Below are 14,662 nucleotides of genomic sequence, written 5' to 3' on the forward strand. Positions count from 1 at the left end.
TTTGCATGGCGTTGGCACAGGAATCAAGCCAACAATGTCCATCGTTCACGCGTGGGCACAGGGGCGCCCACCCTACCGACATGCGATTGTCGTCTTAGAAGTTCAGCGAACGCTTGTCGACCGCCAGCGCGGCTTCCTTGACGGCTTCCGACAGCGACGGGTGCGCGTGGCAGATGCGGGCGATGTCTTCCGACGAGGCCTTGAATTCCATCGCGACCACGGCTTCCGAGATCAGTTCCGAAGCGACCGGGCCGACGATGTGCACGCCCAGGATTTCGTCGGTCGTGGCATCGGCCAGGAACTTGACCATGCCCGAGGTGTCGCCCAGCGCGCGCGCACGGCCGTTGGCCATGAACGGGAAGGTGCCGGCTTTATACGCCACGCCTTCGGCCTTCAGCTGCTGCTCGGTCTTGCCGACCCAGGCGATTTCCGGCGAGGTGTAGATGACCCAGGGGATGGTGTTGAAGTTGACGTGGCCGTGCTGGCCGGCGATGCGCTCGGCAACCGCGACGCCCTCTTCTTCCGCCTTGTGCGCCAGCATCGGGCCGCGCACGACGTCGCCCACCGCCCACACGCCCGGCAGGCTGGTGCGGCATTCGTCGTCGACGACCACGAAGCCGCGCTCGTCGAGCTGCAGGCCGACGGCTTCGCCGTTCAGGCCGGTGGTGTTCGGCACGCGGCCGATCGAGATGATCAGACGGTCGAACGTCGCGGTCTGCTCGGCGCCGGTGCTGTCGGCGTAGGCGACGGTGACGTTGTTCTCGCCCTTGGTGATCGCGCCGATCTTGCAGCCCAGGTTGATCTTCAGGCCCTGCTTGGTGAACAGCTTGTGCGCTTCCTTGGCGATCTGCTCGTCGACCGCGCCCAGGAAGGTCGGCAGGCCTTCGAGCACGGTGACGTCCGCGCCCACGCGGCGCCACACCGAACCCATTTCCAGGCCGATGACGCCGGCGCCGATCACGCCCAGCTTCGACGGAACCGCGTCGATGGCCAGCGCGCCGGTGTTCGACAGGATGATCTTCTCGTCGAACGGTGCGCCCGGCAGTTCGCGTGCGTTCGAGCCGGTGGCGACGACGACGTTCTTGGCCGTCAGGGTCTCGGTGCTCGGACCGGTGACGTTGATGGTGTAACCGCCTTCCGCCTTGCCGGCGAACGAGCCGCGGCCGTGGAAGAAGGAGACCTTGTTCTTCTTGAACAGGTAGAGAATGCCGTCGTTGTTCGCCTTGACGACCGAATCCTTACGCTTGAGCATCTGCGGCAGGTTCAGTTCCAGGCTCGACACGTTGATGCCGTGCTCGGCGAAGGCGTGGCCGGCGTGCTCGAAGTGTTCCGACGACTGCAGCAGCGCTTTCGACGGGATGCAGCCGACGTTGGTGCAGGTGCCGCCCGGGGCCGGCTTGCCTGCCGCGTTGCTCCACTCGTCGATGCAGGCGGTCTTGAAGCCCAGCTGGGCCGCGCGGATGGCGGCGATGTAGCCGCCAGGGCCGCCGCCGATGACGACGACGTCGAATTGTTTCTCGTTACTCATGAATAGCTTCCTTATTTATTCTTCTGGGACAAAAATCCACATCAGCAGGTAGACCAGTGCGCCGAACCCGGAGGTCAGCAGGGAGAACAGCACGAAGACCAGGCGCCAGACCCAGGCCTCGATGCCCAGCACGCCGTTCAGGCCGCCGCAGACACCGCCGATCCAGCGGTCGGTACGCGAACGGCGCAGCGCGCGCAACTGGGTTTCGACCACGGTGCAGCCGGCCTTGAACTCGCTCGCGCCCTTGTTCAGGTTGACGCGCGGCCCGGCGCTGGTGCCGGCGCCGGGTGCCGCACCCGATAACACCCTGGCCTTGGCCTGTTCGAATTCGGCGTCGCTCAGGGCGCCGGCCTGGTGCAGCTCGTGCAAACGCCGGATTTCATCGGAGATCATGGCAGTCCTCACTAGTCGGTGAACATGCGCGCTCGGCGCGCATGTCCGGGTACTACTTAAATACCTACCTGCTACGTTGCTGCGGAATTACAGGTCGAGCAGCAGGCGCGCCGGATCTTCCAGCGCTTCCTTCATGGCGACCAGGCCCAGCACGGCTTCGCGGCCGTCGATGATACGGTGGTCGTACGACATGGCCAGGTAGTTCATCGGGCGGATGACGATCTGGCCGTTTTCCACGACAGCGCGGTCCTTGGTGGCGTGCACGCCCAGGATCGCCGACTGCGGCGGGTTGATGATCGGGGTCGACAGCATCGAGCCGAACACGCCGCCGTTCGAGATCGAGAAGGTACCGCCCGACAGGTCTTCCAGGGTCAGCTTGCCGTCCTTGGCCTTCTGGCCGAATTCGCCGATCTTCTTCTCGATCTCGGCGATCGACATCTGGTCGGCGTTGCGCAGGATCGGCACCACCAGGCCGCGCGGCGAACCGACGGCGATACCGATGTCGAAGTAGCCGTGGTAGACGATGTCGTTACCGTCGAGCGAGGCGTTCAGGATCGGGTACTTCTTCAGTGCGGCAACGGCGGCCTTGACGAAGAAGGACATGAAGCCCAGCTTGACGCCGTGCTCTTTCTCGAACTTGTCCTTGTACTTGTTGCGCAGTTCCATGACCGGGGCCATGTTCACTTCGTTGAACGTGGTCAGGATCGCGTTGGTCTGCTGCGACTGCAGCAGGCGCTCGGCGATACGGGCGCGCAGGCGGCTCATCGGCACGCGCTCTTCCGGACGGTCGCCCAGGTTCGCGACCGGGGCGGCGACTTGCTGCAGGGCCGGCTTGGCGGCAGCAACAGGTGCAGCAGCAGCGGCAGGTTTGTTGGCAACAGCAGCCAGGGCGTCGCCCTTGGTCACGCGGCCGTCGCGGCCGGTGCCGGTGGCATCGGCTGCGCTCATGTTGTTGTCGGCCAGGATCTTGGCGGCGGCCGGCATGGCGACGTCGCCCTTCGAGCCAGTCGAGGCGGCTGCCGGAGCGGCGGCCGGTGCTTCAGGGGCTTGCTGCACCGGGGCCGAACGCACGGCGACCGGGCTGGTCTGGGCCGAGGCTTCGGTGTCGATGATGGCGATGACTTCGCCCGAGGTGACGGTGGCGCCGTCGTTCTTGATCAGTTGCACGATCACACCGGCGCTCGGGGCCGGCAGTTCCAGGACCACCTTGTCGGTCTCGATGTCGATCATGTTCTCGTCGCGGTCAACCGACTCGCCGACTTTCTTGTGCCAGGACAGCAGGGTCGCTTCAGCAACCGATTCCGACAGTTGGGGGACCTTGACTTCGATTTGTGCCATTTTTATGTAACTCCGTTATGTATTCTGTACAAAACCCCCGGCGCATGCGCGCACGGGGGCGTGGTGTGTCTTCTTACTTGGTCAGGATGAAACCCTTGAGCTTCGAGAACGCGGTTTCCAGCAGTTCCTTCTGCTGCGCCACGTGCTTGTCGGCATAGCCGACCGCAGGCGACGAGGAAGCAGGACGGCCGGCATACGCCAGGCGCTGGCCTTCGTCCATGCTTTCGAAGATGTTGTGCTGGATCTGGAACCACGGACCCTGGTTCTGCGGTTCATCCTGCGTCCACACCACTTCGGTCGCGTTGCTGAACTTCTTCAGCTCGGCCGCGAACGACTTGTGCGGGAACGGATACATCTGTTCGATACGGATGATCGCCACGTCGTTGGCATTGCGGGCCTTGCGGGTGTTGACCAGGTCATAGTAGACCTTGCCCGAGCAGACCAGCACACGCTTGACCTTCGAGGCCTCGATCTTCTCGTCGACTTCGCCGATCACGGTCTGGAAACCGCCCTTGGCCAGGTCGGTCAGCGGCGAGCCGGCGTCCTTGTTGCGCAGCAGCGACTTCGGCGTGAAGATCACCAGCGGCTTACGGAACTGGCGCACCATCTGGCGGCGCAGCAGGTGGAAGATCTGGGCGGCCGTGGTCGGCTGCACCACTTGCATGTTGTTGTCGGCGCACAGCTGCAGGAAGCGCTCGATACGGGCCGACGAGTGCTCCGGACCCTGGCCTTCGTAGCCGTGCGGCAGCATCATGGTCAGGCCCGAGGCGCGGCCCCACTTCACTTCGCCCGAGGCGATGAACTGGTCGATGACGACCTGGGCGCCGTTGACGAAGTCGCCGAACTGGGCTTCCCAGATGGTCAGCGTGTTCGGTTCGGCGGTCGAGTAGCCGTACTCGAAGCCGAGCACCGCTTCTTCCGACAGCACCGAGTCGATCACGGTGAAGTTGGCCTGGTTGTCCGAGACATTCGCCAGCGGCAGGTAGATGCCCTGGTCCCAGCGCTCGCGGTTCTGGTCGTGCAGCACGGCGTGGCGGTGCACGAAGGTGCCGCGGCCGGCATCCTGGCCCGACAGGCGGATCGCGTAGCCCGAGGACAGCAGCGAGGCGAAGGCCAGGTGCTCGCCCATGCCCCAGTCGAGGTTCATCTCGCCCTTGCCCATGTTGGCGCGGTCGTTCAGGACCTTCTCGACCAGCGAGTGCGGCTTGAAGCCTTCCGGGACCTTGGTGATGCGTTCTGCCAGGCGCTTCAGCTCGGTCAGCGGCACGGCGGTGTCGGCGGCGTCGGTCCACTTCTTGTTCAGGAACGGCGCCCAGTCGACGGCGTACTTGCCCTTGAAGTTGGTCAGGACCGGATCGACGGTGTGCTTGCCGGCGTCCATCGCGTTGCGGTACTCGGCGACCAGCTGGTCACCGGCCTCGGCCGGGATGGTGCCCTGGGCAGCCAGCTTCTCCGCGTACAGCTTGCGGGTGCCCGGGTGCTTGGCGATCTTCTTGTACATCAGCGGCTGGGTCAGGGCCGGGGTGTCCTGCTCGTTGTGGCCCAGCTTGCGGTAGCAGACGATGTCCACGACCACGTCCTTGCCGAATTCGGTGCGGTAGTCCATCGCGATCTGCGATGCCAGCACGACCGCTTCCGGATCGTCGGCGTTCACGTGCAGCACCGGCGCCTCGATCATCTTGACCACGTCCGAGCAGTAGATGGTCGAACGGGCGTCGCGCGGGTCGGAGGTGGTGAAACCGATCTGGTTGTTGATGACGATGTGGACGGTACCGCCGGTGCCGTAGCCGCGGGTCTGGGCCAGGTTCAGGGTTTCCATGACCACGCCCTGGCCGGCGAATGCGGCGTCGCCGTGCACCAGGATCGGCAGCACTTCCTTGCCCTTGCGGTCGCCGCGGCGTTCCATGCGCGCCTTGACCGAACCTTCGACGACCGGGTTGACGATTTCCAGGTGCGAGGGATTGAAGGCCAGCGACAGGTGGACCGGGCCGCCCGGGGTCGAGATGTCGCTCGAGAAGCCCTGGTGGTATTTCACGTCGCCTGCCGGCAGGTCGTCGGCGTGCTTGCCTTCGAATTCTTCGAACAGGTCGGCCGGGCTCTTGCCCAGGGTATTGACCAGCACGTTCAGGCGGCCGCGGTGGGCCATGCCGATGACGATTTCCTGCACGCCCTTTTCACCGGCGCGCTGGATGACTTCGTCGATCGAGGCGATGAAGGATTCGCCGCCTTCCAGCGAGAAACGCTTGGCGCCGACGTACTTGGTGTGGAGGTAGCGCTCCAGGCCTTCGGCCGCGGTCAGGCGCTCGAGGATGTGCTTTTTCTTGTCGGCCGAGAAGGTCGGGGTCGAGCGGATCGATTCCAGGCGCTCCTGCATCCAGCGCTTTTCCGTCGGATCGCTCATGTACATGAACTCGGCGCCGATCGAACGGCAATAGGTGTCGCGCAGCCAGTTCAGGATGTCGCGCAGTGGCGCGGTTTCCTTGCCGAAGTAGGTATTGCTGATGGTGAAGACGGTGTCGAGGTCCGCTTCGGTGAAGCCGTAGAAGCTCGGGTCGAGTTCCGGGAGGGGTGGGCGTTCCTGGCGCTGCAGCGGGTCGAGATTGGCCCAGCGGGAGCCGAGGTAGCGGTAGGCAGCGATCAGCTGGGTGACGGCCACGCGCTTGCGGCCGAGTTCGGCGTCCGGGGAAGCGATCACGGTGCGGATCGGACCCTGTTTCGCGCGTTCCGCGAACGAAGCGACCACCGACGAGTGGACCACGTCCGGGCGGTTCGATCCGTCGACCGCTGGCACGTGCTGCATCTGGTCAAAGTATGCGCGCCAGTTTTCCGGAACCGATCCCGGATTGTTCAGGTACGCTTCGTATAACTCTTCCACGTAGGGCGCATTACCGCCGAACAGGTACGAGTTCGCATTCTGTTGCTGCATCATTCTTGCTCACCTTTCTTCGCGCTTCGCGAGTATGGGGCGGGTTAATCTAACCTTCCGCGACACGGCCTGACCGGTTAGCGGATCGCACTTACTACATCAAGTTGTGGGGGAAGGGCGTGTTACAAGGCAAAGGAATTCCCGACCACGGCATGGCGGGGCTTGGCCCGCAACATTGTAACGCAAGCGCAGTAATGAGGCGGACTCTGAGGGTAGAAATTAATTATTTCTAATTGTAAAGCCACATTTCACACCGCATTGCGCTGTTGACCAGGTAAATGATAATCGTTATCATTTGAAGATGAGCTCAAGCGGACCATCTTCCCTATCAACGCCAGGCGCCCTTCCCGGTGCCCGCCGTGCCGTCTATCTCAAGCAGCTGCACCAGTGGCACTGGATCAGCTCGGCGATCTGCCTGATGGCGATGCTGCTCTTCAGTATCACCGGCTTCACCCTGAATCACGCGGCCCAGATCGGCGCCACGCCCGAGGTCACGAAACTGGCCGCCAGCGTCCCGCCGGCGCTGCTGCCGCAACTGCGGGCCTTCGCCGAGGAACATGCCGACGCCGAGGCGCCGCTGCCGGACGGCATCGCCAGCTGGGCCGGCGGCGCCTTCGCGGTCGACCTGCGCGGCCGCGCCGCCGAATGGACCGAGGAAGACGCCTACGTCGCCCTGCCGCGCCCGGGCGGCGACGCCTGGCTGCGCATCGGCGTCGACGGCAAGGCCGAATACGAGAAGACCGACCGCGGCTGGATCTCCTGGCTCAACGACATGCACAAGGGGCGCAACACCGGTCCGGTATGGAGCTGGTTCATCGACATCTTCGCGCTCGCCTGCGTGGTGTTCTGCATCACCGGTTTCCTGATCCTGAAGTACCACGCGGCCAACCGGCCGTCGACCTGGCCCGTGATCGGCCTCGGCATCGTGTTGCCGGCCGTGCTCGCGCTGTTATTCGTTCACTGATATGAAGAAGGCATTCATGAAACTGTCCCCATCGCTCGCCGTCCTGTCGCTGCCGCTGGTCACCAGCAGCGCGCTGGCGGCCGACCTGTCCGTCAAGTTCGAACTGCCGCGCCTGAACGTGGCCGAATACCACAAGCCCTACGTCGCGATCTGGATCGAGCGTGCCGACCAGAGCGTGGCCGCCAACCTGGCCGTGCTGTACGACCTCAAGATGAAGAACCGCGAGGGCGAGAAGTGGCTGAAGGACCTGCGCAGCTGGTGGCGCAAGGCCGGCCGCGAAGCCACCATGCCGATCGACGGCGTCAGCGGCGCGACCCGTCCGCCGGGCGCGCACACGATGAAGTTCGACGCCGCACGCCATGGCCTGGACAAGCTGGCGGCCGGCGACTACACGCTGGTGGTCGAGGCGTCGCGCGAATCGGGCGGGCGCGAAGTCGTGAAGGTCCCATTCAACTGGACCGGCAAGGGCAAGCTGAGCGCCAGCGCGGCGGGCAAGGACGAACTGGGCGCCGTGTCGCTCCAGATGCAATGACAGACCAGACAACACCACAGGAGAACCCCATGCAACAACACCGCCTCACCAAGACCATCGCCCTCGGCCTGATGTTTGCCGGCCTCTCGCTGACGGCCCAGGCGCACAGCCCCTGGCTGCTGCCGAACGCCGCCATGGTGGACGCCAAGGAAGCCTGGGTCTCGCTCGACGCCGGCATCTCGAACCAGCTGTTCGAATTCAACCATGCCCCGCTGCGCCTGGACAACCTGACGGTCACCGATCCGGACGGCGTCACCACCAAGGCCGAAGGCGCGGTGCTGGGCAAGTTCCGCAGCACGCTCGACCTGCGCCTGCCGAAGGACGGCACCTACCGCCTGGCGATCGTCAACAACAACGTGATGGGCAGCTACAAGCTGAACGGCGAAACCAAGCGCTTCCGCGGCGCCCAGGGCAGCCCCGGCGCCCAGGTCCCGGCCGGTGCCACCGACGTCCAGACCACCAACACGCTGGCGCGCATCGAGACCTTCGTCTCGGCCAACAAGATGAACGAGACCGCACTCAAGCCTAGCGGCGTCGGCCTCGAGATGATCCCGGTCACCCACCCGTCCGACCTGCGCGTCGGCGAGCCGATCCGCGTGCGCTTCCAGCTCGACGGCAAGCCTGCCGCCAACCTGCCGTTCAGCGTGATCGGCGGCACCGCCAAGTACCGCAGCGGCGCCGGCGAACAGCGCCTGAACACCGACGCCAAGGGCGAAGCCTCGTTCACCGTGACGGCGCCGAACATGTACTGGCTCAGCGCCGCCTTCCCGCACGGCGAAGGCAAGGACAAGCCGCAGGCGGGCGCCAAGCGCTACACCTACGCGGCCACCTTCGAAGTGCTGCCGCAGTAAGCAGCGGCCAGCAGCCAAGCCGTAAAGCAGCATGCGCGACGTCCTGGTCCCCCACGCGATCGACCTGGCCCTGCCCGCCCCGGGCAGCCGGCTGCGCCAGGCGGGCGGCCTCACCATGGGCACCAGCTGGTCGGCCCGGATGGCGGTGCCGCCCGGCGCGACGGCGGACCTGGACGCCCTGCTCCAGCGCGAGCTGGACGGCGTCGTGGCCCAGATGAGCCACTGGGACGAGGACTCGCTGCTGTCGCAGTACAACCGGGCAGATGCCGGCAGCTGGCATGCGCTGCCGTCCGGCTTCTACGACGTGATCGACTTCGGGCTGCGGGTGCATGAAGACACGGCCGGCGCCTACGATCCGGCCGCGGGCGCCCTGGTTGGCCTGTGGGGCTTCGGTCCGCGAGGACGCCACAGCCACGCCGGCTTCGCGCCGCCTTCGGCCGGCGCCGTCGCGGAGGCACTGGCGCGGCGTGCAAGCGCCACTCCACGGCTCGACCGCGCCGGCCGCCGCCTGCTGCAGCCGGGCGGCGCCCGGCTCGATTTTTCCTCGATCGCCAAGGGCTACGCCGTGGACCGCCTGGGCGCCTGCCTCGAACAGGCCGGCGTGCGCCACTACCTGGTCGAGGTCGGCGGCGAGCTGCGCGGCGCCGGGGTCAAGCCGGACGGCGACCCGTGGTGGGTCGAGATCGAGGGCGTGCCCGATGCCGGCGCCGATGCCGACGCCGGCCCGGGCCAGGTCGTCGCTGCCCTGCATGGCCTGGCGGTCGCCACCTCGGGCGACTACCGCAGCTATTTCCACCAGGGCGCGCGCCGCGTGTCGCACACCCTCGACCCGCGCAGCGGCCATCCGATCGCCAACGGCGTTGCTTCCTGCACGGTAGTGGCCAGCACCTGCATGGCGGCCGACGCGCTCTCGACCGCGCTGACCGTGATGGGCGCCGGGGACGGCATCGCCTTCGCCGACGCGCGCGGCATCGCCGCCCGCTACCTGGTCCGGCGCGACGGCGGCCTGGTCCAACACACTTCCGCCGCCTGGCGCGACCTGCTGCAATGATGCTGACGATCGACCCCGTGCGCCTGGGCGGCGCGCTGGCCCTGTCCGGCGGCTACCTGGCGATGTGCGCCGCCATCTGGCGCGCCCGCATCGGTTCCCGCCGCCCGTTGCCGGCAAGCGGCGCCGACTGGCTGGTGGTGCACGCCAGCCAGACCGGCAGCGCCGAATACCTGGCCGGGCAGACCGCCGCCACCCTGGCCGCCGGCGGCCTGGACGCCCGCGCGCTGTGCATCTCGACGCTGACGCCGGAGCTGCTCGCCGGCGCCAGCCGCGTCCTGTTCATCGCCAGCACCTATGGCGAAGGCGACGCCCCCGACGCGGCGGCGCGCTTCGCCGGCGTGACCATGGCCGGCGACGCCGACCTGTCGCGCCTGCACTACGGCGTGCTGGCCCTGGGCGACAGCAGCTACGCGAATTACTGCGGCTTCGGCCGCGCGCTCGACGCCTGGCTGCGGGGGCGCGGCGCCACGCCGCTGTTCGAGCGCATCGAGGTCGACCGCGGCAACGTCGATGCGATCGCCGGCTGGCAGCACCAGCTCAGCCACCTGGCCGGCACCAGCGACGCGCCGGACTGGGAAGCGCCGGCCTATGGCAAGTGGCGCATCCTTGATCGCACCCTGCTCAATCCCGGCAGCGCCGGCGCGCCCCTGTACCGCATCGCGCTGACACCGTCGGAGGGTTCGCTGCCCGCCTGGGAAGCGGGTGACCTGGTGCAGGTCAGCGCCCCGAGCGACCCGGAACTGCCGCGCGAATACTCGATCGCCTCGATCCCGGGCGAAGGCAACATCGAATTGCTGGTGCGCCTGCAGCGCCATGCCGATGGCAGCGCCGGCGCCGCGTCCGGCTGGCTGTGCCTCGACGCCGGCCTCGAGGACGAGATCGCCCTGCGCGTGCGCGGCCACGCCCGCTTCCGCCTGGGCGAGAACGCCACGCGCCCCCTGATCCTGGTCGGCAACGGCACCGGCCTGGCCGGCCTGCGCGCCCACCTGAAAGCGCGCATCGGCGGCGGCGTCTTCGACAATTGGCTGGTCTTCGGCGAGCGCAACGCCGCCCACGACTTCCTCTGCAGCGACGAGCTGCAAGGCTGGCTGGAAGACGGCAAGCTGGCGCGCCTCGACCTGGCTTTTTCGCGCGACGGCGCGGGGCCGCGCTACGTGCAGCACCTGCTGCGCGAACGCGCCGGCGAACTGCGCGCCTGGGTCGAACGCGGCGCCGCGATCTACGTGTGCGGCAGCCTGCAGGGCATGGCGACCGGGGTGCACGAGGCGCTGGCCGACGCGCTGGGGCCGGATGCCCTCGACGCCTTGACGGCCGAGGGCCGCTACCGGCGCGATGTGTACTGAACGCCCCCTTTCCTCACTTCTTCACATAGCCATCCACCGCTGCCCGCCCTACCGCCGGGTCGTCGGTAAAGAAGCCATCGATTCCGGCGTCCAGGAAGGCGCGGATCTCGGTCACGCTATTTCCGCGCTGGCTGGGCGAGTCGAGCGGCGCCGCGCGCAGGTTCGCCGGCAGGAAGGGATTCTCGGGACGCAGCGTCCAGGTGTGCACGGCCAGGCCGGCGGCGCGCGCGTTGGCGACAAAAGCCGTCGGCGCGCTCAGGTTGTTCGCCGCGTTGCGCGGGATGATCACGTCCTTGTAGGGCGACACCACGTCGGCATAGGTCGCCACTTCCTTCAGGCCGCTGGCCGTCACCAGGTCGGCGTAGGTACGGCCGTTACGCGCCAGCACGAAGTCGTAAGGCGCGTTGCGCGGCGTGCCGTTCGCCGCCGGCGGGTTGGCCGGATTGTCGATCAGCTGCACCAGGCGGATGGCCGTCATGCCGCGCAGCTCCTTCAGGTTCGCCACCTCGAAGGACTGGATGAAGACCGCCGCCTCCCTGCCCCGGTAGCCGGCCGCCGCCAACTGGTCGACCAGGCGCTTTTCCAGCGGCAGGCCGATCGCCTTGAAATAGCTCGGGTGCTTGGTTTCCGGATACAGGCCGATGACCTTGTCGCGCGACTTGCTCTCGGCCTGCACCAGGTCGATCACTTCCTGCAGCGTCGGGATCTGGAACTGGTCGTTGTAGGCGACGTTGGCCGGGCGGTTGGCCGGAATGCGCTCGCGTGCGCGCAGGGTTTTCAGTTCGGCCAGCGTGAAGTCTTCCGTGAACCAGCCGGTCACCGGGATGCCGTCGATGGTCTTGACCGTCCTGCGCGCGGCGAACTCGGGCCGCTCGGCCACGTTGGTGGTGCCGGAAATCTCGTTCTCGTGGCGCGCCACCAGCACCCCGTCTTTCGTCACCACCAGGTCTGGCTCGATCACGTCGGCGCCATCCTCGATGGCCTTGCGGTAGGCCTCGAGCGTGTGCTCGGGGCGCACGGCCGAGGCGCCGCGGTGGGCGGTCACGGTGCGCGCCGGCGGCCAGGAAGCGCCCGGATTGACCAGGTCGCGGTCGCCGCCGCAGCCGGCGAGCAGGCCCAGGCCCAGCCCGGTGAGCGACAGCGCAAGGATCGCGCGGCGGGAAAAAGCTCGGTTCGTTACATGTTTCAGCACGGTTGGCTCCTGTTGACAATCATGCGAAAAATATAACTGCCGCGTATGACCGGGCCGTGACAGCAGCTCGGCCGCGCTCATCCAGATCGCACTTCGTTCAGCGCACTGAATGCAAATGATAACGATTCTCGTTTACATATGAAACGATTCTCATTACCATATTGCTCAGTTCGACAAGCCGGCCCCGCGCACGGCGGGCCCCATAACAATCAGAGAGAAAACAGACCATCCATGCAAGCCATCACCAGCCGCAAACATGCCCACAACCACGCCGTCAGCCGCCTCCAGGTCCAGATGAGCGCCGCGCTCGCGACCATGCTGCTGCCGCTCGCGGCCGGCGCCGCCGAGACCACGGCGCCCGCCCTTGACGATGCCTCCAGCGCCGTGCCGATGGCAAAGGTCGAAGTCGCCGGCAAGAGCGAGGGCGGCTTCCTCGCCGAGCGCCCGTCCTCGCCGAAGTACACCGAGAAGCTGGTCGACACCGCGCAATCCGTGCAGGTCATCAGGAAGGAACTGATCGAGCAGCAAGGCGCCCTCACCCTGACCGAGGCGCTGCGTAACACCCCGGGCGTGGGCGCTTTCTTCCTGGGCGAGAACGGCAACACGAACACCGGCGACGCCATTTTCATGCGCGGCTTCGACACCTCGGGCAGCATTTTCGTGGACGGCGTGCGCGACGTCGGCTCGATCTCGCGCGACGTCTTCAACCTCGAGCAGATCGACGTGGTCAAGGGCCCGGCCGGCACCGACAATGGCCGCGGCGCGCCGACCGGCTCGGTGAACCTGGTGAGCAAGAAGGCGCGCCTGGACGAGGTCTCGAGCGCCTCCGCCACCGTCGGCAGCGCCTCGCAGAAGCGCCTCACCGCCGACATCAACCGCGTGCTGGTCGCGCAAAACGGCATCGCCCTGCGCCTGAATGCGATGGCCCAGGATTCGGGCCGTGCGGCGCGCGACGTCGTCAACGACAAGCGCTGGGCCGTGGCGCCGAGCATCGCCTTCGGCCTGAACGGACCGACCCGCGTGATCCTCGACTACCTGCACGTCAAGCAGGACAACATCCCCGACGGCGGCGTGCCGACCGTGGGCCTGCCCGGCTACACCAGCCCGGACCGCGCGAACAAGCCAGAGCTGTCGAACGCCGCGCCGGTCGACCCGCAGAACTTCTACGGCTCGCACAGCGACTACGACAAGGTGAAAGCCGACATGGCCACCGTGCGCGTCGAGCACGACTTCTCGCCGCGCTTCAGGCTGCACAACATTGCGCGCTACGGCCGCACCAGCCAGGACTACCTGCTGTCGGCCTTCCTCGCCAGCGGCGCCAACCTCACCCTGGTCAACCCGGCCGATCCCGCGACCTGGACCCTGGTGCGCAATACCCGCACCGTGAAGGACCAGGAAAACCGCATCCTCACCAACCAGACCGCGCTGACCTCGCAGTTCGACACCGGCAGCCTGCGCCACACCCTGGTGACCGGCATCGAGTTCACCAGCGAGAAGCAGGTCACCCACGGCCTCACCGGCCTGGGCACGCTGCCGGCGGCGAACCTCTACCGTCCGGATGCGGGCGTGCCGGTCACCGGCCTGGCGCCGCGCCGCACCGGCGCCTTCAACCAGGGCGAGATCGACACCCAGAGCCTGTACGCCTTCGACACCATCAAGTTCGGCGAACAATGGATCGTCAACGCCGGCCTGCGCGCCGACCATTACAGCGGCGACTACACGGTGGTCGCGCTGACCAGCAACGTGCTGACGCCGACCCGTTTCACGGTCGGCGACACGGTCGTCAACGGCAAGCTGTCGGTGCTGTACAAGCCGACCGCCAACAGCAGCGTCTATGCGATGGCGGCCACCTCGAAGCAGCCGCCGGGCGCGAACTTCACGGTCTCGGGCAACGCCAACAGCGCCCAGAACCCGATCTACGACCCGCAGGAAACCCTCACCACCGAGGTCGGCGGCAAGCTCGACCTGTTCCGGGGCAAGCTGGGCCTGACCGCCGCCCTATTCCGCAGCGAGGTGAAGAACGAGGTCGAGCAGGATCCGGTCGACCTCACCTGGTCGCAGTCGGGCAAGAAGCGCGTGCAGGGCGTGGAACTGGGCGCCACCGGCGAACTGGCGCGCAACTGGATGGTCAGCGCCGGCTACCTCTACATGGACACCAACGTCGAGGCCGGGCGCCTGCTCACCGCGAACGGCGAGAACCAGCTCACCTACACGCCGAAGCAGTCGTTCACGCTGTGGACCTCCTACCAGCTGCCGATGGGCCTGAAGATCGGCGGCGGCGCGCGCTTCAGCGACAAGCTGCTGCGCGGCACCGATGGCGCGGTAGGCACCCCGGCCTATACCGAGTCGTACTGGGTGTTCGACGCCATGGCCTCGTACGCGATCAACCGCAACGTCGACCTGCGCCTGAACGTCTACAACCTGGCGGACGAACGCTACGTCGCCAGCATCAACAAGAGCGGCTACCGCTACAACCCGGGCACGCCGCGCTCGGCCAGCCTGACGGCGAACGTGCGCTTCTAAGCGTATTGTTCCGTCTTCCGT

Annotated in this window: 11 protein-coding genes; 6 read left to right on the forward strand and 5 right to left on the reverse strand. The window is 66.8% G+C overall.

What is annotated here, in order from left to right:
- Nucleotides 1–94 precede the first annotated feature (94 nt).
- The 4 genes from lpdA to ACFOPH_RS11550 all read right to left on the reverse strand — a co-directional run bounded on the left by lpdA (nt 95) and on the right by ACFOPH_RS11550 (nt 6,188).
- Entirely contained in the window at nt 95–1,528 is a 1,434-nt protein-coding gene (lpdA, locus tag ACFOPH_RS11535; RefSeq protein WP_379735350.1) for a dihydrolipoyl dehydrogenase, read from the reverse strand.
- A gap of 15 nt (nt 1,529–1,543) precedes the next feature.
- Nucleotides 1,544–1,921: a PspC domain-containing protein gene (locus ACFOPH_RS11540; protein ID WP_379735352.1), complete on the reverse strand. Its 378-nt coding sequence runs from the start codon at nt 1,919–1,921 to the stop codon at nt 1,544–1,546.
- A gap of 87 nt (nt 1,922–2,008) precedes the next feature.
- On the reverse strand, nt 2,009–3,259 hold the full coding sequence (gene odhB, locus ACFOPH_RS11545; protein ID WP_379735354.1) for a 2-oxoglutarate dehydrogenase complex dihydrolipoyllysine-residue succinyltransferase: 1,251 nt from the start codon (nt 3,257–3,259) through the stop codon (nt 2,009–2,011).
- A 73-nt stretch (nt 3,260–3,332) separates the two neighbouring features.
- The gene (locus tag ACFOPH_RS11550; RefSeq protein WP_312552173.1) at nt 3,333–6,188 is read right to left on the reverse strand and encodes a 2-oxoglutarate dehydrogenase E1 component; all 2,856 of its coding nucleotides are present in this window, start codon (nt 6,186–6,188) and stop codon (nt 3,333–3,335) included.
- Nucleotides 6,189–6,486: 298 nt separating this feature from the next.
- On the opposite strand from ACFOPH_RS11550, the gene ACFOPH_RS11555 reads away from it, so the two are divergent.
- Genes ACFOPH_RS11555 through ACFOPH_RS11575 form a run of 5 tightly spaced genes read left to right on the forward strand, consistent with a single transcriptional unit; the run spans nt 6,487 to nt 10,926 of the window.
- Nucleotides 6,487–7,149, forward strand: a complete 663-nt coding sequence (locus ACFOPH_RS11555) for a PepSY-associated TM helix domain-containing protein (RefSeq protein WP_312552174.1) — start codon at nt 6,487–6,489, stop codon at nt 7,147–7,149.
- A gap of 16 nt (nt 7,150–7,165) precedes the next feature.
- Nucleotides 7,166–7,681, forward strand: a complete 516-nt coding sequence (locus ACFOPH_RS11560; protein ID WP_312552176.1) for a DUF2271 domain-containing protein — start codon at nt 7,166–7,168, stop codon at nt 7,679–7,681.
- Nucleotides 7,682–7,710: 29 nt separating this feature from the next.
- Nucleotides 7,711–8,532, forward strand: coding sequence for a DUF4198 domain-containing protein (locus ACFOPH_RS11565; protein ID WP_379735357.1), 822 nt, complete (start codon nt 7,711–7,713; stop codon nt 8,530–8,532).
- 31 nt (nt 8,533–8,563) lie between these two features.
- Complete coding sequence (locus ACFOPH_RS11570; protein ID WP_379735359.1) at nt 8,564–9,583, forward strand: FAD:protein FMN transferase; 1,020 nt, start codon at nt 8,564–8,566, stop codon at nt 9,581–9,583.
- Complete coding sequence (locus tag ACFOPH_RS11575) at nt 9,580–10,926, forward strand: sulfite reductase subunit alpha (protein WP_379735361.1); 1,347 nt, start codon at nt 9,580–9,582, stop codon at nt 10,924–10,926. The genes ACFOPH_RS11570 and ACFOPH_RS11575 overlap by 4 nt, the downstream gene beginning before the upstream one ends.
- A 13-nt stretch (nt 10,927–10,939) precedes the next feature.
- On the opposite strand, the gene ACFOPH_RS11580 is transcribed toward ACFOPH_RS11575, so the two are convergent.
- Nucleotides 10,940–12,118, reverse strand: a complete 1,179-nt coding sequence (locus tag ACFOPH_RS11580) for a glycerophosphodiester phosphodiesterase (RefSeq protein ID WP_379735363.1) — start codon at nt 12,116–12,118, stop codon at nt 10,940–10,942.
- Nucleotides 12,119–12,349: 231 nt separating this feature from the next.
- Between ACFOPH_RS11580 and ACFOPH_RS11585 the strand changes: the two genes are divergently transcribed.
- Nucleotides 12,350–14,641 (forward strand): catecholate siderophore receptor Fiu, encoded by a 2,292-nt coding sequence (locus ACFOPH_RS11585; protein WP_379735365.1) that lies wholly within the window; start codon nt 12,350–12,352, stop codon nt 14,639–14,641.
- The last annotated feature ends 21 nt before the right edge of the window (nt 14,642–14,662 follow it).

This window comes from Massilia haematophila (assembly GCF_042647645.1).
Lineage (GTDB): Bacteria > Pseudomonadota > Gammaproteobacteria > Burkholderiales > Burkholderiaceae_D > Telluria > Telluria haematophila.